Source organism: Paraburkholderia sediminicola, assembly GCF_046026855.1.
Lineage (GTDB): Bacteria > Pseudomonadota > Gammaproteobacteria > Burkholderiales > Burkholderiaceae > Paraburkholderia > Paraburkholderia sediminicola_A.
The window spans coordinates 111771-130555 of sequence record NZ_JAQQET010000015.1 but is presented as its reverse complement, the minus strand read 5'-3'; the positions used below and the strand labels follow the sequence as shown (position 1 = coordinate 130555).

The window sequence follows — 18785 nt, the reverse complement described above, 5'->3', positions numbered from 1 at the left end:
TGGCTTCGTCGACCCGCGAGCAGGTTGTGGTGGCCGCGGGTATGAGGCACCGGTTCTGATCATTCGCCGTCACCCCGCCGCCGGAGATGCCAGTTCTCACCGCTTTGAGTAAGTAACGAGTAAGTCCAGCAGTCGTAGAGTCGATGCCGCCTCATCCATCAACTCAGGACTCGACGTGAAAAAATCTCTTTGCCGTGAGCGCTGGTTTCCGTTGGCGATCGCATCGTTCTTCATGGTTTCGGGGGCCGCATGGGCCGACGGCGAAAACCCGGAACCGCCCACGGCGGACGATACGGGCTTCGCCGTGCTGAACAATTCGACCAATGTGACGCATTGGGGCCTGGGCGTCGGCGCGGGCATCGAGCAGGCGCCCTACAAAGGCTACGGCACGAAATACACGCCGATTCCGCTGATTTCGTTCGACAACAAATGGGTGCATGCGTTTGGTACGGCTGTCGATCTGAAGATCGGCAAGTGGGACAACGTCAGTCTCGCGTTGCGCGGACAATACGCGATCGGCGACGGCTACAAAGCGTCCGATGCCCCGATTCTGAGCGGCATGCAGAACCGCAATGGCACGTTCTGGTACGGCCCGGCACTCGCCTGGCACACCGCATACGGCACGCTTTCGGGGGATTTTCTGGAAGGCGGTAACAGAGGGCAGAAAGCCACCATCGACTTCAGCAAGTCGTTCGAATACGGCAAATTCGAGTTCGAACCTCACGCCGGCGTGGATTGGTTGAGCAGCAAATATGTCGATTATTATTACGGCGTGCGTTCATCCGAAGTGCGCGCCGGGCGCCCGGAATATACTGGCAAGGCGACCTACGACATCTCGGTGGGAACGCGTATCGACTACAAGTTCACCCGCCATCAGATTCTGATCCTCGACGTCGGCGTCGCCCACCTTGGCAGCGGCATCACCGACAGCCCGCTGGTGGGTAAGCGCTATATTCCGCAAGCCAGGGTCGGTTACCTTTACGAATTCAATTGAGCCCCGCCGCATGTCGCGAGTCGCACTGATCGAAGACCACGAGCGCCTGGCCGGCATGATCCGCCAGGCGCTTTCCGCGGCAGGCATCGAAACCGATGTGTTCGGCACCATTTCGGCGGCGAATTATGGTGTGAGTCGGGCCGACTATGCGGTGCTCATCATCGATCGTGGTTTGCCGGACGGCGACGGCCTGGCTTTTCTGCGGACATTACGCGCGGCAGGGCAGATGACGCCCTCGCTCATGCTGACGGCACGCGACGCGCTGCATGACCGCGTCGACGGACTGGAAAACGGCGCGGACGACTACGTGACCAAGCCCTTCGCCATGAGTGAGCTGGTTGCGCGGGTGCGTACGCTGATGCGCCGTCCAGTGGCGCTGGCGGAACTGGTGATCTCGTTCGGCGACATCACGGTCGATCCGCAGCAACATGCAATGCGCTGTGGCGCGCAGTCTGTTCTGCTGGCGCCCGCCGAGTTGCAGATTGCGCTGTGCCTCGCGAAGGCCGCGGGCACCACCGTGCGGCATGCGGCGCTCGAACATGCTGCGTGGGGGCTCGGCGACGCCGTCACGCCTAACGCGCTCGAAGTCACGTTGCATCGTCTGCGCAAGAAGTTGACCGCGGTTGGCGCGACGACGCGGCTTGCCAATATTCGCGGCGCGGGCTTCGCGCTCCAGGTAGCCGCAGGGCTCACCGGGTAGCATTAAATCAACGGCCAATTGCTCAACATGCTCAATCACTGGATTCGCAGTTTGTCCGCGCGGCTTTGGGTGACCAGTATCGTTGCGCTCGCCATCAGCCTGACCGTGCTGGCAACGGCCGCCACCTATGCATTCAATCATTTCCCTCAGCAGATGCTCGGGCTGCACGAGGAGATGGAAAGTGCCAAAGCGATCGCGCACGGACTCCGCTTCGACGGTGCCGGCCGTCCGGTTTCCGTGGCGCTTCCCACGCAGATGGCGTGGCTCTTCGAGGTGGCGCCGACGGAACTGAAATACCGGGTACTCGACGACCACCGCAACGTGTTGCTGGCTTCGAACGGTGCCAAGGGAAGTGAAGCATGGATTGCAGGCGATCTATCCGGGTCCGTCGGCGATGTTCAGCGGACGGAGATAGGCACGAAGCCATTCGCAGTCCTGACGCTGCGGGTTGCGCATGGCCCGATGGTCTTCTACATCCAGACCGCAACGGCCGAGCGTTTCGTCGGCGCGCTGATAGCCAACAAGGTCAAGCCGATACCGGCCATCATCAAGACGATCATTGTCGTGGCCACGATCATTTTCGGCCTGACTTTCCCATTTACCGTGCATCGGGTGCTCAAGCCGCTTAGAGAGGCATCGCGTGCGGCTGCGCGCATCACGCCGCGCAACCTCACGACGCGTCTTTCGATCGAGGGCGTTCCGAGTGAAATCAAGCCGCTGATCCATGCCTTCAACGAAGCGCTCGACAGGCTCGAAAACGGCTTCGCCGTGCAGCAGCAGTTTCTCGCGTCGGCCGCGCACGAGTTGCAGACGCCGCTCACCTTGATCCGCGGTCAGATCGAACTGCAACCCGGGATCGACGACAAGGATTTGCTGTTTCGCGAAATCGATCTGATGGCGCGTCAGGTGCGGCAACTACTGCATCTCGCCGAAGTCAGCGAGTCGCAGAACTTCAGTTTCGGCGAGGTGAATATCGTCGATGTGGTGCAGGATGTGATGGTTTATCTCGCACGCAAGGCCGACCGCAAGGAGGTGAAGCTTCGGCTCGAAACCACCGTCGCGCCACCGTCGATCTGGGCGGACCGAAGTGCGTTGTTCATTCTGCTGAAGAACATCGTCGAGAACGCGATCAATGCTTCGCCAGCGCATAGCGCGGTTGTGCTGAGCGTCGATGCCGTCTCGGTGCAGGTTCTGGACGAAGGGCAGGGCATCAGGCAGGAGCACCTGCCGTTTCTCTTCAAGCGGTTCTGGCGCGCGCCGGATGCGCAGCATGATGGCGCCGGACTCGGTCTTGCGATCTGCAAGGAGATCGCCACGGCGCACGAATGGCGTTTGACCGTGAGCAGTCTGGTCTCGGGCACGCGCTTCGCAGTGTGGTTTTCGTAGCACCGCACCCTCGATTCCCAGTCGATTTTCAATCGACTATCAGGCTGGTTCGCTTAACACCGGTTCATTGACGATCTGTTCGATGATCGCCTTCATCAAGCCCGGAAACCGGGCGTCCAGTTCGGCGCGCCGCAGCGAATTCTGATGCACGGTGCCGGCAACGCGCGTGCGCACCAGCCCCGCCTCACGCAGGATCCGAAAATGGTGGGAGACGCTCGACTTGGGACGGCCGCCGTCGAGGTCGCCGCAGGTGGCCTCGTCGACACCTGAAAGCCGACGGACGATCTCGAGGCGCACCGGGTCGCTAAGAGCATGGAAGAGCCGCCCGAGCGTGAAGTCCTCAGCGGCAGGATGGGTATATGTGCGCATTCTGCGGATGATAAAGGTTTCTGCCATACTCCGTAGTTCGATGTTTGTCGAACTACCGTACAAGCCTATTCACAGGAGTTTAGCCTGATGTCCGCATTATTTCAGCCCTACAAGCTCAAGGGTGTTTCCTTACGCAACCGTATCGCCATTCCGCCGATGTGTCAGTACACCGCCGAAGACGGCCTGATCAACGACTGGCATCGCGTGCACCTCGCCGGTCTGGCGCGTGGCGGCGCGGGGCTGGTGATCGTCGAGGCGACGGCCGTATCGCCCGAGGGACGTATCACGCCGGGCTGCGCGGGCATCTGGACCGACGAGCAGGCCCAGGCTTTCGCGCCGGTGGTCGCGTCGATCAAGGCCGCGGGCGCCGTGCCGGGCATTCAGATCGGTCACGCGGGCCGCAAAGCCAGCGCCAACCGGCCGTGGGAAGGCGACGACCACATCGCCGACACCGATCCGCGTGGCTGGCAGACCATTGCGCCGTCGGCGGTTGCCTTCGGCGGCGGTTTGCCGAAAGTGCCGAAGGCGATGACGCTCGACGACATCGCACGCGTGCGTGAGGATTTCGTCGCCGCGGCCAAACGAGCCCTTGATGCGGGTTTTGAATGGCTTGAGTTGCACTTCGCACACGGCTACCTCGGCCAAAGCTTTTTCTCGACGCATTCCAATCACCGTGACGACGCATACGGCGGCAGCCTCGAAAACCGTAGCCGCTTCCTGCTGGAAACCTTGGCCGCCGTGCGCAAGGTGTGGCCTGAGCATCTGCCATTGACGGCGCGTTTCGGTGTGATCGAATACGACGGACGCGACGAGGAAACGCTCGCTGAATCGATCGAACTGGCGAAGAATTTCAAGCGCGAAGGGCTCGATATGCTGAGCGTCAGCGTGGGTTTCTCCACGCCTGCGGCACGTATTCCATGGGCGCCGGCGTTTCTCGCGCCGATCGCTGAGCGGGTGCGCCGCGAGGCCGGTATCGCCGTTTCGTCGGCATGGGGCATCGATACGCCGGAATTGGCCGACCGCTCCGTCAAGAGCGAGCAACTGGACCTGGTGATGGTCGGTCGCGCGCATCTGGCCGATCCGCACTGGCCGTACCACGCGGCGCGCAAGTTGGGTATCGAACGTCCGTCGTGGACGTTGCCGGCACCGTACGCGCATTGGCTCGAACGTTACGCCGTTGCCTGAGTGCGGCGCGGCGCTACGTGAAGGCTGTGAATGCATAAAAAATAGCGCGTGGCAGGGTGTGAATTCCATTCACTCTGCCGCGCGCGATCTACAACAGTCCGAACCTGCTGCGGGTTGCTTATCCTTTGACGTGTTCCGTCGAGAGCCAGCCCCCGCTTACGCCGATCTGCGCCACCTGTTTTGCCACCGCGTCGGCCAGACGCTTTGCGTCTGCTGAAACGCCGGCCTTGTTCGTTTCGGATACGCCATGCAAGGCGCCGCCCACGGCTGCCGAGGTCGCGATGCTCCCGGCTGCCGCGCCTACGCCGGCTGTTTCTGCCATGCCGGGTGCTTTGCCGCTGTCGCCGGTGGCATTGAAGCTTTGCACCAGCCGCGCCGTGCCGCCCGCCGGTTGGTACAGAATCTGCACGGAGCTGCTCACTTCGCTCTTGCCTGCGCCCAGACCGATCAGCACGCGGCGGCGGCGATTACCCGAGTCGATCGTGTCGAAGCTGCCTTGCACGAGCAGAACGTTCTGATCGGCGGGGGCGGGGATGTCCGAGCGAATCGCACGCAGCCCCATTGATTGCAACTGATGCACGATTTCGTTGGCGACCTGCTCACGCACGGCGATCGCGTCGGCGGATTGTTTTTGCGCGGCAGATGAGCCTTCGAGCTGTGATTTCAATTTCTGCAGCATGCCGCCATTGTCCAGCTTCACCTGGTCCGGATTGCTGTCGAAGGTGTAGACATAAATGGTGTCCGGGTGCACTTGCGGCTGTGCGCTGGTCTGGCTTGCGTTGTTGATGCTGCCGCCGGCGCAGCCGGTCAGGAGCGCGCTGCCGCAGACCATGGCGATGCATGCAAAACGGGCGGCATTCTGTTTGAGGAAACTCACTGAAGTGAACATGTTCATCCTGTCGTCGGCACGCGGTGCCATTAGGTTCGAACGCATCTTCCGATGATCGGGCAACCGTGGATCGTTAATCATCGGGAACGCATTCGAACGCGTATTTGCACAAAAAGCACCCTTGATCTCATGCGTCTTTTTTCGTACGCACCGGCAGCGAAACGAAGTATGGGTGTGTCGCTTCGCAAACTCCATTCAGCAATTATTTCGCGCTATGTCACGGCGAAACATGCAGTTGCAAGGCGGGTTTGGCATGGGGTGAAAGTACGGCGACAGGGCATCAATTCAAGGCGAGCTTGACGATGCAGCAAAGAACGAAGACGAGAAGGGCGGCGGCGACGGCCATATTCAGCGGGTAGCGCATTATTCACCAGGCACTAGCGTTGCAGTGCTCTTATCCTAATCACCTGAGGGAAGATGAAAAGTAGGCAGAAAGGCTGCTATGTGCGAAAGCTAACGTAGCGCGCCGAACGGCTGCGCTGCGGTTTGGCGGGAGCGCTTCCAATTGGTCTTGCGTAGGAATGAATTGCACGGGTCGCGGGATGCCCGCTCTCCCGTGCGACGTTCGAACGTGGGGTGATCCAGCGGCGTAGCCGGCCGCGCTTTATTGCGGCACAGGCGGTTGCATCCCCGCCGGCATGCCGTGCGGAGACCTGTTCGCTGCGCCGAGGTCCTCCGACAGACTGGTGCGCAGCGTAGCAATGGCCTGGTCAGTATTGGCCGGCTTCAACTGCTCGCGGGCCAGCGAGTCGTACACGTAGTGGCGCAGCATCGGATCTTGCGTCTTGTTCAACACCTCGTGATACACGGCGACGATCTCGCCTTCACGCCCGCTCATTGCATACAGGCGGCGCAACTGTTCCAGATCGTTGACCACCGCGAATCCCGGCCCCATCGGCCCGTGTGGCCCAAACGGCTTGTCGCCGCGATGCGGCTCGTCATGCGCGTGAGCGGCGGGGGGCGGCGACGCCGCTTCCTGTGCAAACACGCCCGTCGCAGCCACGGTCAAAACGGCGGCCAGTGCCGCGCCCAGCAATCCTTTTTTCATGATGTCGCTCCCATTGAGACAGCGCTGGCGCAACAGTGCGCCAGCACATCGGCAACGATAGTCGACATGCCGTTTTACCGGGTTACTGAAGCCGTTCTGTAACTTACCAAGCCTTGCATTCTGCGTGGCCGAACCGGTAAAACAGTCCGGCAAGGAGGCGGCCGACGCCAGGGTGTGCCCGCTGGCGCAATGTGGCCGGATGGCGCATGATTAACGCAATGTGCCGTCCGACCCCAGAAGCAGCAGGCGTCTGCGGGAGGCGCGGCGCACGCGACGCTACGGGTGCATATGCCGGAGAAGCATCGCGGCGATGCACACGGGCGAGTATTCAACCGTTAAGGAGGATTTCGCATGAGCCAACCTGACGCCGCCAATCCGTTTGGCGATTTCACCAAAATGCTGGAGCAGTTCAAGCTTCCCGGCTTCGACGTACCCGCCATCATGGAAGCGCGACGCAAGGACATGGAAGCACTGGTTCAGGCGAATCAGACGGCATTCCAGGGCATGCAGTCGCTCGCCCAGAAACAGACCGAGATGCTGCGTACCACGCTGGGCGAATTGCAGTCGCTCACAGGGCAGTTGTCGGCCGGCGGCGCTGCGCCTCCGGCGAAAGCCGCCGAGCTGATCCAGCAAAGCCTGCATAAGTCGCTCGCCGACATGCAGCAGTTGGCGCAAGCCGCATATCAGACGCAGGCTGAGTCGTATGCGGTGATCGCAAAACGCGTAGAAGAAAATGTGCAGGAGCTTAAGTCGCTCTTGCAGCAGAAAAAGTAACGGACGCGGCCGCGCTGAATCTTGTGATCCAGATCCAGATCCAGATCCAGATCCGGCGCGGCGCGCGGAAGCCGCAATGAATTAGCAGGAAAGTCGCAATGAAGTACCCAGTGCCGCGGATAACGATCAAGTTATCCGCGGCATTTTTTTTGCCTCGAGTCGCGCTTGTCCCGTGATTTTCTGTTCACGCAAAAGCGGTCTGTACACGCCGCAATTGTCAGATGAATAAGCTAAAGAATAAGCTCGCAGCCTCGAATTATTCAGCGTTCGCTTACATCGTTCGACACATGCTGCACGCATCGATATTTTTCTGCTGCGGCCCCGCTACCTGATGCGTATGTTCGCTTTAAACAGAACACATCGGAAAAATGTGCGCTTAAGCACCGCCCCTTGGTGATCCTGTCAGAAAACATCAAACGGTATCGAACGGCGCAGTGATTGCAGAAGGTTTAAATCGTCTCGCAAACGATTGCTTCACCTCCGCGCGACGCCTAAAGTTTCGCGCTGCCACTCCGTAGACGCATTCACGCAACCCAACCGGTCTGAATGCAATACCGGCATAGCCGGTCAGGAGTGCGCCCCTGAATTCCCGTTCGTGATCGGCTTACCCGCTGGCCACGAACGTTTCACCTCGAAGGAAATCTCTTGAAACCGATGCTTTCTACAAGCATTGCTCGCGCAATGCTCGGGGCAAGCTGCGCGCTGTCGTTTGCCGCGCACGCCACGCTCGGCCAGAACGTCAGCACTGTCGACAGCGATCAGACACGCCTGCACGCAGTTGCTCATACGGCCACTACGCAAAGCGCGTATTCCGTGCACCTGATGACGATGCCGTCCGGCACGCTGGTGCGCGAGTACGTCGCGCCCAACGGCATCGTGTTCGGCGTCGCGTGGCAAGGTCCGACGCTGCCGGATCTGAGATCCATGCTGGGCACTTCGTTCGACCAATACGTCGCCGCAACCGCGACGCGCCGTGGCACGCCGCTCGCGGTGTCCAACAGCGATCTGGTTGTCTACTCCGGCGGCCATCTGCGCGCGTTTGCCGGTTATGCCTATCTGCCGCAAGCGGTGCCCGCGGGCGTCGATGTCGGCGTCATTCAATAACGGGGCCGATCATGCGTCATCAGTCTTCGTTGCTTACCTTGTTCTGCGCGGCGCTGCTCGCCGTGCTCGTCAGTGCCTGCGGCGGCGGCGGTGGCTCCAGCGGCTCCGGCTCCTCGGCGAATTCCAGCAGCACGACGAGCGCGGCCGGTCCCACCGTCACCAATACCTCGCCTTCGCCGCAAGTGGTGGCTGCCAACGCGGTGCGCGTGACGGTCGACTCCGGCGTGAGCAACGTGCCGAACATGCCGTTCGTCAGCATTACGATTTGCGCGCCCGGGACCAGCCAGTGCCAAACCATCGATCACATCCTGGTGGACACCGGTTCGTGGGGCGTGCGCGTGTTCGCCTCGCAATTGCCCGCTTCGATGACGCTGCCGCAAGAGAAGGACGGCTCGGGCAATCTGATCGCCGAATGCATGCAGTTCTTCGACGGCTACACGTGGGGTTCGGTGAAGCTTGCCGACCTGCAGATCGCCGGTGAAAAAGCGGCCTCTCTGCCGATTCAGGTGATCGACCCGAACTACGCGTCGCTGCCGTCAGATTGCGCCAGCTTCGGTGCGTCGCGCAATACGCCGGGTACGCTGCAGGCCAATGGCATTCTGGGTATCGGCGTGTTCAAGCATGACTGCGGCGCGAACTGCGTGCAGCAGGCCGTAACCGGTACGTATTACGGTTGCAATGGCACGGCATGCAAATCGATCCCGCTCGCTGAAGCGCTGCAGGTTGCCAATCCGGTGCCGTACTTCACCACGGACAACAACGGTTCCATGCTGAGCCTGCCGATGGTGTCTGGCGGAGCGCAGTCCGTTACCGGGCAACTGGTGTTCGGCATCGGCACGCAGAGCAACAATGCGCTGGGCAGCGCGCAGGTGATCGGTGTGAGCCCATCGAACGGCACGTTTACGACGGTGCAGAATGGCTCGACGTATTCGAGCAGTATTCTGGACAGCGGCTCGACGGGCCTGTTCTTCCAGACCAGCGCAATGCCGGCCTGCGCGAGCCCCAACAGCGCGTACTACTGCCCGGTGTCGACTCAGTCGTTGAGTGCAATGATCCAGGGAGCGAACGGCACGACGAGCGCGGTGAACTTCAGCGTCGGCAATGCCAATACGATTTCGCAGACGTACAGTGGCGATTCGGCGTTGCCCTTGCTGGCGGGACCGGCCTTTGTGACGTCGTCGATTTTCGACTGGGGCCTGCCGTTCTTCTACGGTCGTAATGTGTATGCCGCTGTCGAGCAGCAGGCGACACCTGGTGGTACGGGGCCTTACGTCGCGTATTGACCTGACCGATAGCCAGGTTTGGCGCTGATGGGAAAAGCCCGCTGCCGGTTCATTTGGCAGTGGGCTTTTTTGTGGGTGCTGGAAGCGTGTTATATGCGGGTATGGCAACTGGACTAGCGTCGGCGTGCGGCCCGTTTGGCGGGTGGTGCTTTGGCGGCGTTGGGCCCGGATTGCAACGGCGGCGCTGACGGCAGGGTTGTCCCCATGACGGGCGCCTGCTCGGGTTCTTGCGGCATGACAGGTTGTGCGCCAGGTTGTGCCGCCACCGCTTGCAACGCGCGTGCGCGCGCCGTATGCGCCCTATGCGTCGATTGCAACGGCGTTTGCACCGCCCCGGCTTCGCTCGCCGGTTTCGCCGCTTCGCGTGGTTTGATTTTGTCACTGGCTGCCGCAATGACCCGATGCACGAACCGCAACTTATCCACCACCGGCGAGGCCAGCGTGAACGGATAACCGTCGGGCATGCCGAGACTGCGGTTCAGGCTGTTCAACGCGTACGTGAGCGGAAACCAGCGCTTCATCAGATTCTCGAAACTCGCATCTTCCACGGGCGTGCGGTCGGTCAGCGTCGGCTCGCTCGGGTCGTCGGGCAACAAGGCGAGACCGTACGAGGTCGACGTATCCAGCACGTCGACGATCAGCATGTAATGCGCCCACGTCTCGGCCCAATCTTCCCAGGGATGCATCGTCGCATAGGCGCTGATGTACGAGGCCTGCCAGTCTGCCGGCGCGCCGTCGCGGTAGTACGCGGTGAGCGCTTCCCCATAGTCGGCGCGCTCGTCACCGAACAGCTTTCGGTAGGGCTCGAGCCAGTGCGGATCGTTCGCGACCAGCTGGCTGAAGTAGTAGTGACCTGTCTCGTGTCTGAAGTGGCCGAGCAGCGTGCGATAGGGCTCGCCCATCGCGCTGCGCACCTTTTCGCGGTAGACGTCGTCGGCTTCGGCGATGTTCAGCGTGATGAGACCATTGTCGTGGCCGGTCATGACCCGCTCCCCATCGTCGCCGTCCTCGAGGAATTCGAATGCCAGACCCTGGTCGGGATCGGTCAGGCGCGACGGCACGTCGACGCCGAGCGCGGCCAGTGTGTAAAGCAGGCGCCGCTTTGCCATCTCCAGCCGGTACCAGTAGAGGCGGTTGTCCGGCGCGCTCAGATTCGGAATGGTGCGCGTGAGCTGGCAGGCGCGGCACAACGTGTCGGGCGAGTCGGCGGGGATCATCCAGTTGCAGACATTTTCGACCGCGTAGTTGTGGCATTGCCGGAACAGCGCGCCCTCGGCACGCGGATGCAGACTCCGCCAGCGTCCTTCTTCGGCTTCTTCGAAGGCGCTGATCTCGGCCAGTTCAGGCACATATCCGAGCAATGCCTCGCACCGTTCGCAACGAACGTTTTCATAGAAGATAAGGTGCGAGCAGCGATTGCAGTGGAAAGTTTTCATCGATCGGGCCCGGGTGGTGGGTGGCAGTCATGGAGCAACAGGCGGGGCGCTTTGTCAGCAGGCCCTACGTCGGCCGCGGGACATTCCGGGCATTCTCGCGCCCGCAGAGAAAGGAGAAGGCAACGCGCAATCTTCATGCCGCATTTGCCAGACGTCACTGGTTTAACGCACATTACGTGCATGATCGTGCATCGGCGCTGCGCCGCTTTGGTGCGCGGCATCCGAAAAGGCAGTGGAACGGCGCGCAGATCGATCGACCGGACGGCCGGCAGACGCGGCAAACTTGGCAGCAGGCGGTAATCCGGGCGGGGCGGGCAGTTCCCGCGGTTTTTCGATTAACGGCATGAAGCTTGCTTTTTGGCGGGTTGCCATCCTTTGTCCAGGAGTCCTGTGTGTCCATACGCGTCGCGTTGAATCATGTCACACATTACCGTTACGACAGGCTGGTTACGCTGTCGCCCCAGGTCGTGCGTCTCAGGCCTGCGCCACATTGCCGGACCCCCATTCTGTCTTATTCGATGCGGGTCGAACCGGCCGAACACTTCATCAACTGGCAGCAGGACGCGTTTGCCAACTATCAGGCGCGGCTCGTGTTCCCCGAGAAGACGCGCGAATTCAAGGTGACCGTGGATCTGGTCGCCGAGATGGCCGTCTATAACCCGTTCGACTTCTTTCTCGAGCCTTCGGCGGAGAAGTTCCCGTTCGAGTATGAACCCGGCCTTGCGCTGGAACTCGCCCCGTACCGCGTCAAGCGGCCGATGACGCCGCGCTTCGCCGAGTTCGTCGCGAGTATCGACCTCACGCCGACCGTTACCGCCGACTTCCTCGTTGCCCTGAATCAGCGACTGCAACGCGAGATCCGCTACCTGATCCGCATGGAACCCGGCGTGCAGACGCCTGAGGAAACGCTGGTGAGCGCCGCGGGTTCATGCCGCGATTCGGGCTGGCTGCTGGTCGAGACGCTCCGGCAACTGGGGCTGGCGGCGCGTTTCGTGTCCGGCTACCTGCTGCAACTCGCGCCCGACGTCAAATCCATCGACGGCCCGAGCGGCACCGAGGTCGACTTCACCGACCTGCACGCATGGTGTGAGGTGTACCTGCCGGGCGCGGGCTGGATCGGCCTCGATCCGACCTCCGGCCTGCTCGCCGGGGAAGGTCACATTCCGGTTGCCTGCACGCCGGAACCTGGCAGTGCGGCGCCGATTTCCGGTGCGGTCGACGAATCCGAGGTCGAGTTCGAGCACATCATGTCGATCGAACGGGTGCTGGAGACGCCGCGCGTCACCCGGCCGTTCAGCAAAGCGGTGTGGGACGACGTGCTGAAAATGGGCGAGCAGGTCGACCAGCGCCTGACCGAGATGGACGTGCGCCTGACGATGGGCGGCGAGCCGACCTTCGTGTCGGTGCGCGATCGTGACGCCGACGAATGGAACACCGACGCGCTCGGCCCCACCAAACGCGGCTACGCAGTCGCGCTGATGGACAAGCTGCGCTCGCGCTACGGCGCAAACGGCTTTCTGCACATCGGCCAGGGCAAGTGGTATCCGGGCGAACAGTTGCCGCGCTGGGCCATGTCGCTCTACTGGCGTGCCGATGGCGAGCCGTGCTGGCAGGACCCCACGCTCTTCGCCGACGAACGCGAGCCGGGCACCTACACGGCCGATGACGCCCAACGTTTCCTCTCGCATCTGGCGGTCAAGCTGGCGCTCGACACGGACGGCATCCAGCCCGGTTTCGAGGACGTCTGGTACTACCTGTGGCGCGAGCGTCGTCTGCCGGTCAACGTCGATCCGCTCGATGCGCGTCTGGACGACGAGCTGGAGCGCGTGCGTTTGCGGCGCGTGTTCGATGCGGGGTTGGGCGGCCCGACCGGTTTTGTCCTGCCGCTCGCGCGTGAACGCGACGTGCCGAACGAGGCGCCGAAGTGGGTCAGCGGCCGCTGGTTCTTCCGCGACGAGCGCATGTTCCTGATTCCCGGCGACTCGCCGATGGGTTATCGTTTGCCGCTCGATTCGCTGCCGTGGGTGTCGAAGACCGACTATCCGTATCAGCACGCGCACGATCCGTTTGCGCCGCCGGTGGCGTTGCGCCCGGCCGCGCAATTGCGTATGCAATACGAAGGCGAAGGTGAGTCCCGCCGCACCATGAGTTCCGCCGATGCGCGGCAGGCGGCGGCGTTGTCGTCGTCAGCGGCGGATCTGTTGAGTGGCATGCCGGGCAGCGGCGTACTGGCCTTTGCGCCTCAGACTGACGATCAGACGGCACCGGCGCGCGGGCAGTCGTCGAAGGAAACGCTGCGTACGGCGATCTGCGTCGAAGCGCGTGACCCGAAACGCGCCGCGGGTCCGAAGGCGGAAACCGAAGCGTTCGGCAGCGGCCGCTCGCTGCTGCATGTGTTCATGCCGCCACTCACCGAACTCGACGACTACCTCGATCTGCTCGCGGCGATCGAAGCAACGGCGGCCGAGTTGCAGATGAAGGTGGTGCTCGAAGGCTATCCGCCGCCGCGCGATGCCCGCCTGAAAATCCTGCAGGTGACGCCGGACCCCGGTGTGATCGAGGTGAACATTCATCCGGCTTCGAGCTGGGAGCAACTGGTCGACAACACGGAGTATCTGTATCAGTCCGCGGCTGAGAGCTATCTGAGCAGCGAGAAGTTCATGACCGACGGCCGGCATACGGGAACCGGCGGCGGCAATCACTTCGTGCTCGGCGGGGCGACGCCTGCCGATAGTCCTTTCCTTCGCCGTCCCGATCTGCTGGCGAGTCTGATCGCGTATTGGCACAACCATCCGTCGCTGTCGTATCTGTTTTCCGGGCTGTTCATCGGGCCGACGAGTCAGGCGCCGCGTGTCGATGAAGCACGCAACGATCAGGTGTATGAACTCGAAGTGGCGTTCCGCGAGTTGCAGCGGCAGATCGATCTGCTTGGCGGCCGCGAAAGCGCAAATCTGCCGGCGTGGATGATCGACCGCTCGTTGCGCAACATCCTGATCGATGTGACCGGCAACACGCACCGTGCCGAGTTCTGCATCGACAAACTCTATTCGCCCGATGGCCCGACTGGCCGCCTCGGCCTGCTCGAATTGCGTGGTTTCGAAATGCCGCCGCATGCGCGCATGAGTCTCGTGCAGCAGTTGTTGTTGCGCGCGCTGGTGGCGCGTTTCTGGCACACGCCGTATACGCAGCGGCTCACCCGCTGGGGCACGGAACTGCATGACCGCTTCCTGCTCGGCACCTTCGCGAAGATGGATTTCGACGACGTGCTCGGCGAACTCAACCAGGCGGGTTTCGCCTTCGAGAGTAGCTGGTTCGCGCCGCACTTCGAATTCCGCTTTCCGTTGGTCGGCGAGGCCACGGTGAACGGCGTCTCGCTGACCATCCGCAACGCACTCGAACCCTGGCATGTCATGGGCGAGGAGGGCTCGCCGGGCGGCACGGTGCGGTATGTGGATTCGTCGGTGGAAAGGCTTGAAGTGCGTGCGCTCGGTTTGAACGACAACCGTCATGTGCTGACTGTCAACGGTGTGCCGGTGCCGCTTCAGCCGACGGGCCGCGTCAGCGAATACGTGGCCGGCGTGCGCTTTCGCGCCTGGTCGCAACCGTCGGCGCTGCATCCGACTATCGGCGTGGATGCGCCGCTCACTTTCGATCTGGTCGATACGTGGACTGGCCGCTCGGTCGGCGGATGCCAGTATCATGTCGCACATCCGGGTGGGCGCAACTATGAGACTTTCCCGGTCAACGCCTATGAGGCGGAAAGCCGGCGGCGCTCGCGCTTCCTGGCGTCCGGTCATACGCCGGGGCCGCTCACGGTCGGCATACCGCCACGCAGCCTCGAGTTTCCGTTTACGCTGGACCTGCGGTACTGGTAACCTGGTAGACTGGAAAGCGGCAGCACACTTTTAAAAACGACACGACCTTGGCCTTTCAATCGACTTTTCCCTTCGAAGCGTCCGCGGCTCGCGCGAACGCTTCGTCCTTATTGCGGCTGTTGCCGGCCTACGAAGGACATTGGGACGAGTTACGCGACGCCTCAGGCGCGTTGCGCGAACCGTGGCGGCAATTTTTCGAGCGGCTTGGCGAAGACGGTATCGCGCGATTGGAAGATCACTACGCGTCGATCGCGCAGCAGATCCGCGACAACGACATCAGCTACAACGTCTACGCGGATAACGGCGAGCCGCGGCCGTGGGCGCTCGATCTGCTGCCGTTCCTGATCAGCGAGGCCGAGTGGGCGCATATCGAGCGTGGCGTGACGCAGCGCGCGCATCTGCTCAATGCGATCGTTGCCGATATCTATGGGCCGCAAACCTTGCTCGAGCGTGGGCAGTTGCCGCCCGCGCTGGTGTTCGGGCATCCGGGTTATCTGCGTTCCGTGAAGGGCTTCACGCCGCCTGGCGGTCAATATCTGCAGGTGGTTGCCGTCGATCTGGCGCGTACACCCGGTGGTAACTGGACCGTCATGGCGCACCGCACCGAGGCGCCATCCGGTCTGGGTTATGCGCTGGAAAACCGGCTGATCGTGTCAACGCTATTCGCCGATCCGTTTCGCACGATGCGCGTGAGCCGCCTCGCGCCCACTTATTCGCAACTGATCGCGACGCTCGTGCAGGCTGCGCAGGCCACCATGCAGCACGACAGTTCGGAGGCCGACGGTTCGCCGCATATCGCGTTGCTTACGCCCGGGCCGTTTAGCGAGACTTACTTCGAGCACGTGTTTCTCGCGCGGTATCTTGGCGTCACGCTGGTCGAAGGCAAGGACCTGACCGTGCGTGACGACATGCTCTATCTGAAGACGCTCGCCGGTCTCGAACGTGTGCATGTCGTGCTGCGCCGTCTGGACGATGCCTTCTGCGATCCGGTCGAACTGCGCGCGGATTCGAGCATCGGCGTGCCGGGCCTGTTGCAGGTGATGCGCGCGGGCAATGTGATCGTGTCGAACGTGCCCGGTTCGGGCTTTGTCGAATCACCGGCCTTGCATGGCTTTCTGCCGGGCATCGCCGAAGTGCTGCTCGACGAAGATCTCGTGCTGCCGAGCGTGGCGACCTGGTGGTGCGGCGAAAAGGCGGCGCGCGTCCATGCGTTCGGGCGTCTGGACGAAGCGTTCATCGTGCCGACGTGGCCGGTCGCGCCACGCGATGCGCCACCCGGGATCGAACAGGGCAGACAGCGGTTGTCGATATGGCGCGAACGGATCGAAGCGATGCCCGACGCCTATACGATCCAGCAGCCGCAGCGCTTTTCCTGCACGCCGCGTTACGAAGACGGCACCATTGGCCGCCGTCCGTCGGTGCTGCGTGTCTATGCGATTGCCGACGTCAACGGCGGCTGGCATGTAATGCCAGGCGGCTTCACACGGATGGCCGCCGAACGTCAGGCGACGGTATCGATGCAATACGGCGGCAGCAGCGTCGATACATGGGTGCTGTCGAGTCAGCCGACGTCGACCTTCACGCTGTTGCCTTCGCCGATGCAACCCGCCGACCTCGCGCGCAAGCATCGCACCGTGTCGAGCCGGGCGGCGGAAAATCTGTTCTGGGCCGGACGTTACGGCGAACGCGCCGAAAACAATGTGCGGCTGTTGCGCCTGATTCTCGGTTCGCTGGAAGGCAACGATGCCGACGCGATGTTCCCCACGCTGGTCGAACTCGCCACGCATTGTGGTCTCGTGCAATCCGGCGATATGTTCTCGCCACATTCGCCGCAGGCGTTTGAGCGTGCGCTGGTCGCGAATCTGAGCGAGAGTACCGGCGCTGCGAGCATCGGCCAGAACCTCAACTACCAGGCGCGTGCGAACGGTGAAGTGCGCGGGCGTCTGTCGAACGATCACTGGCGCACGATTCTCGCGGCGCGCAACGACTTCCGCGATGCGTTGCAGACGTTGATGCCGGCTGCGGGTTCTAATGGCAATAACGGTGGTAATGGTAGCGGTGGTTCATCTCAAGGCAGCGCGAATGGTAACGGCCGCGCTGAGCGCAGTGAACGCTACGACCGTTATGACCGCGTGACGCTGATGAACGCGCTCGAACGTCTGTCGGTGCAGTTGTCGGCGATCAGCGGCGCACAGGGCGACCGCATGACACGCGACGAAGCATGGCGTCTGCTATTCGTCGGGCGGCACATCGAGCGGGTGTCGGCGATGACGTCGTTCTTGCGCGTGGTCGCCGATAACGGCCAGCTCGCGACGCCGGCCGGGTTCGATCTGCTGCTGCAATTGTTCGACAGCACGCTGACGTATCGCTCGCTGTATCCGGGTCGTTTCGAAGTGCCGGCTTTGCTCGACCTGCTGGTGATCGAGCCGACTAATCCGCGCGGCGTCTACGGTGTCTATGAGCGCCTGCGCAAAAAGATCGATGAGATCTCCGTGGCCGCGGGCAGCATGCGGCATCGTCCGTTTGCGGAATTGATGCCGCCGGCCGATGCGTTGCCGGCACTCGAATCCTTGTGCGCAATTGACGAAAGCGAGTCATACGCCGACCTGATTGCGGTGTGCGATCAGATCGGCGGCTATGTCGGCGCGGCGGCGCATGAAATCAGCGCACGCTATTTCAGTCACGCCAGTACGGTGGCATCGCAGGTGTGGTCATGAAGAACACGCCGACCGTGTTGTCCGTCTCGCATCGCACCACCTATCACTACTCCACGTATGTGGAGACCGCGCAGCATCTCGCGACGATCCGGCCGATCGCCTGTTCGTGGCAGCGTGTGGTCTCGCACAGCGAAAAGATCGAACCGAAGCCGTCGTATCTGAATAGCCGTATCGATGCATTCGGCAACGACGTCCTGTACTTCGCTCTGGACACCCCGCACGAGCGCCTGCAACTCATCAGCGAAACCACGGTGGCGCTTATGCCGCGCTGGACCGACCTCGACCCCGATGAGACGCCCGAATGGGAAGACGTGGCGGACGCGTTGCGTTTCTGGGTCGGTGGCGAGTTCCGGCCCGAGGTGGAGTTCTGCTTTGCGTCGCCGAATATCGTGCCGCGGCCATCGCTGCGCGCTTATGCGCTGCCGAGCTTTCCTCCCGGCATGCCGATCGTCGCGGGGGCGATCGATCTGATGCACCGGATTCACGAAGACTTCGCCTACAAACCCTCGGCGACAATGTTTGACACACCCGCCGAGCGCGCTTTCGAATTGAAGAGCGGGGTATGCCAGGATTTCGCGCAGGTGATGATCGGCTGTTTGCGTTCGCTGGGTTTGCCGGCGCGCTACGTGAGCGGTTATCTGCGCAACGACCCGCCGCCTGGGCAGCCGCGTTTGATCGGTGCGGACGCCTCGCATGCGTGGGTGTCGGTGTATTGCCCGGGAAGTGGCTGGATCGATCTCGACCCCACCAATGACGTGCTCGCCGATATGGACCACGTGACGCTCGCGATCGGGCGTGATTACAGCGATGTGTCCTTGCTACGCGGAATGATCCTGGGGGGCGGGGCGCATCGGGTGGAGGTGGGCGTGACGGTGTTGGCGCTTTGAACCGCAGCTTTTAGTCGCCTTTTCCGGCTTCAACCCTTCAGCAAGCCGTTTTCTCGTCGGATGAATTGACCCGACGTGCCGCGCGTCCGCCTCGGCACGCTCTTTTATCCCGCTTTCGGGGAAAACCCTCCCTTCTCA

The 18785-nt window shown here is 62.2% G+C and carries 14 protein-coding genes and 1 pseudogene; 11 read left to right on the top strand and 4 right to left on the bottom strand.

Annotated features, from left to right (window positions below):
* Positions 1 to 175: 175 nt before the first annotated feature.
* Genes PQR40_RS18335 through PQR40_RS18325 form a run of 3 tightly spaced genes read left to right on the top strand, consistent with a single transcriptional unit; the run spans position 176 to position 3080 of the window.
* Entirely contained in the window at positions 176 to 994 is an 819-nt protein-coding gene (locus tag PQR40_RS18335) for a MipA/OmpV family protein (protein WP_408387905.1), read from the top strand.
* Positions 995 to 1004: 10 nt separating this feature from the next.
* Positions 1005 to 1694: a response regulator transcription factor gene (locus tag PQR40_RS18330; RefSeq protein WP_408509518.1), complete on the top strand. Its 690-nt coding sequence runs from the start codon at positions 1005 to 1007 to the stop codon at positions 1692 to 1694.
* Between the two features lie 27 nt (positions 1695 to 1721).
* Entirely contained in the window at positions 1722 to 3080 is a 1359-nt protein-coding gene (locus PQR40_RS18325; RefSeq protein WP_408228268.1) for a sensor histidine kinase, read from the top strand.
* A gap of 39 nt (positions 3081 to 3119) precedes the next feature.
* Here PQR40_RS18325 and PQR40_RS18320 read toward each other — a convergent pair whose 3' ends face one another.
* Positions 3120 to 3449, bottom strand: a complete 330-nt coding sequence (locus tag PQR40_RS18320; protein WP_408228560.1) for an ArsR/SmtB family transcription factor — start codon at positions 3447 to 3449, stop codon at positions 3120 to 3122.
* A gap of 87 nt (positions 3450 to 3536) precedes the next feature.
* Between PQR40_RS18320 and PQR40_RS18315 the strand changes: the two genes are divergently transcribed.
* Positions 3537 to 4634, top strand: a complete 1098-nt coding sequence (locus PQR40_RS18315; protein WP_408228265.1) for an NADH:flavin oxidoreductase/NADH oxidase — start codon at positions 3537 to 3539, stop codon at positions 4632 to 4634.
* A gap of 118 nt (positions 4635 to 4752) precedes the next feature.
* Here the strand turns inward: PQR40_RS18315 and PQR40_RS18310 are convergent, their stop codons facing one another.
* Both PQR40_RS18310 and PQR40_RS18305 read right to left on the bottom strand, forming a co-directional pair.
* Complete coding sequence (locus PQR40_RS18310) at positions 4753 to 5523, bottom strand: DUF4410 domain-containing protein (protein ID WP_408387901.1); 771 nt, start codon at positions 5521 to 5523, stop codon at positions 4753 to 4755.
* 604 nt (positions 5524 to 6127) lie between these two features.
* Positions 6128 to 6571, bottom strand: a complete 444-nt coding sequence (locus PQR40_RS18305) for a hypothetical protein (protein WP_408228259.1) — start codon at positions 6569 to 6571, stop codon at positions 6128 to 6130.
* A gap of 351 nt (positions 6572 to 6922) precedes the next feature.
* On the opposite strand from PQR40_RS18305, the gene phaP reads away from it, so the two are divergent.
* The 3 genes from phaP (at position 6923) to PQR40_RS18290 (ending at position 9732) form a co-directional block, all read left to right on the top strand.
* Complete coding sequence (phaP, locus tag PQR40_RS18300; RefSeq protein ID WP_408228256.1) at positions 6923 to 7345, top strand: TIGR01841 family phasin; 423 nt, start codon at positions 6923 to 6925, stop codon at positions 7343 to 7345.
* A gap of 654 nt (positions 7346 to 7999) precedes the next feature.
* Positions 8000 to 8449, top strand: a complete 450-nt coding sequence (locus PQR40_RS18295; RefSeq protein WP_408387983.1) for a DUF2844 domain-containing protein — start codon at positions 8000 to 8002, stop codon at positions 8447 to 8449.
* A gap of 11 nt (positions 8450 to 8460) precedes the next feature.
* A complete protein-coding gene (locus PQR40_RS18290; RefSeq protein ID WP_408387899.1) occupies positions 8461 to 9732 on the top strand; it encodes a DUF3443 domain-containing protein in 1272 nt (423 codons plus the stop codon).
* 374 nt (positions 9733 to 10106) lie between these two features.
* Here the strand turns inward: PQR40_RS18290 and PQR40_RS18285 are convergent.
* Positions 10107 to 11168 (bottom strand): annotated as a pseudogene (locus PQR40_RS18285) (zinc-binding metallopeptidase family protein); the annotation flags it as partial.
* Between the two features lie 29 nt (positions 11169 to 11197).
* Here PQR40_RS18285 and PQR40_RS18280 point away from each other — a divergent pair.
* The 4 genes from PQR40_RS18280 to PQR40_RS18265 are packed head-to-tail and all read left to right on the top strand — an operon-like array spanning position 11198 to position 18647.
* Positions 11198 to 11515: a hypothetical protein gene (locus tag PQR40_RS18280; RefSeq protein WP_408228251.1), complete on the top strand. Its 318-nt coding sequence runs from the start codon at positions 11198 to 11200 to the stop codon at positions 11513 to 11515.
* A 45-nt stretch (positions 11516 to 11560) separates the two neighbouring features.
* The gene (locus PQR40_RS18275; RefSeq protein WP_408387897.1) at positions 11561 to 15043 is read left to right on the top strand and encodes a transglutaminase family protein; all 3483 of its coding nucleotides are present in this window, start codon (positions 11561 to 11563) and stop codon (positions 15041 to 15043) included.
* 47 nt (positions 15044 to 15090) lie between these two features.
* Positions 15091 to 17760 (top strand): circularly permuted type 2 ATP-grasp protein, encoded by a 2670-nt coding sequence (locus PQR40_RS18270; RefSeq protein WP_408387895.1) that lies wholly within the window; start codon positions 15091 to 15093, stop codon positions 17758 to 17760.
* Positions 17757 to 18647: a transglutaminase family protein gene (locus PQR40_RS18265; RefSeq protein WP_408387893.1), complete on the top strand. Its 891-nt coding sequence runs from the start codon at positions 17757 to 17759 to the stop codon at positions 18645 to 18647. The genes PQR40_RS18270 and PQR40_RS18265 overlap by 4 nt, the downstream gene beginning before the upstream one ends.
* Positions 18648 to 18785: the final 138 nt, after the last annotated feature.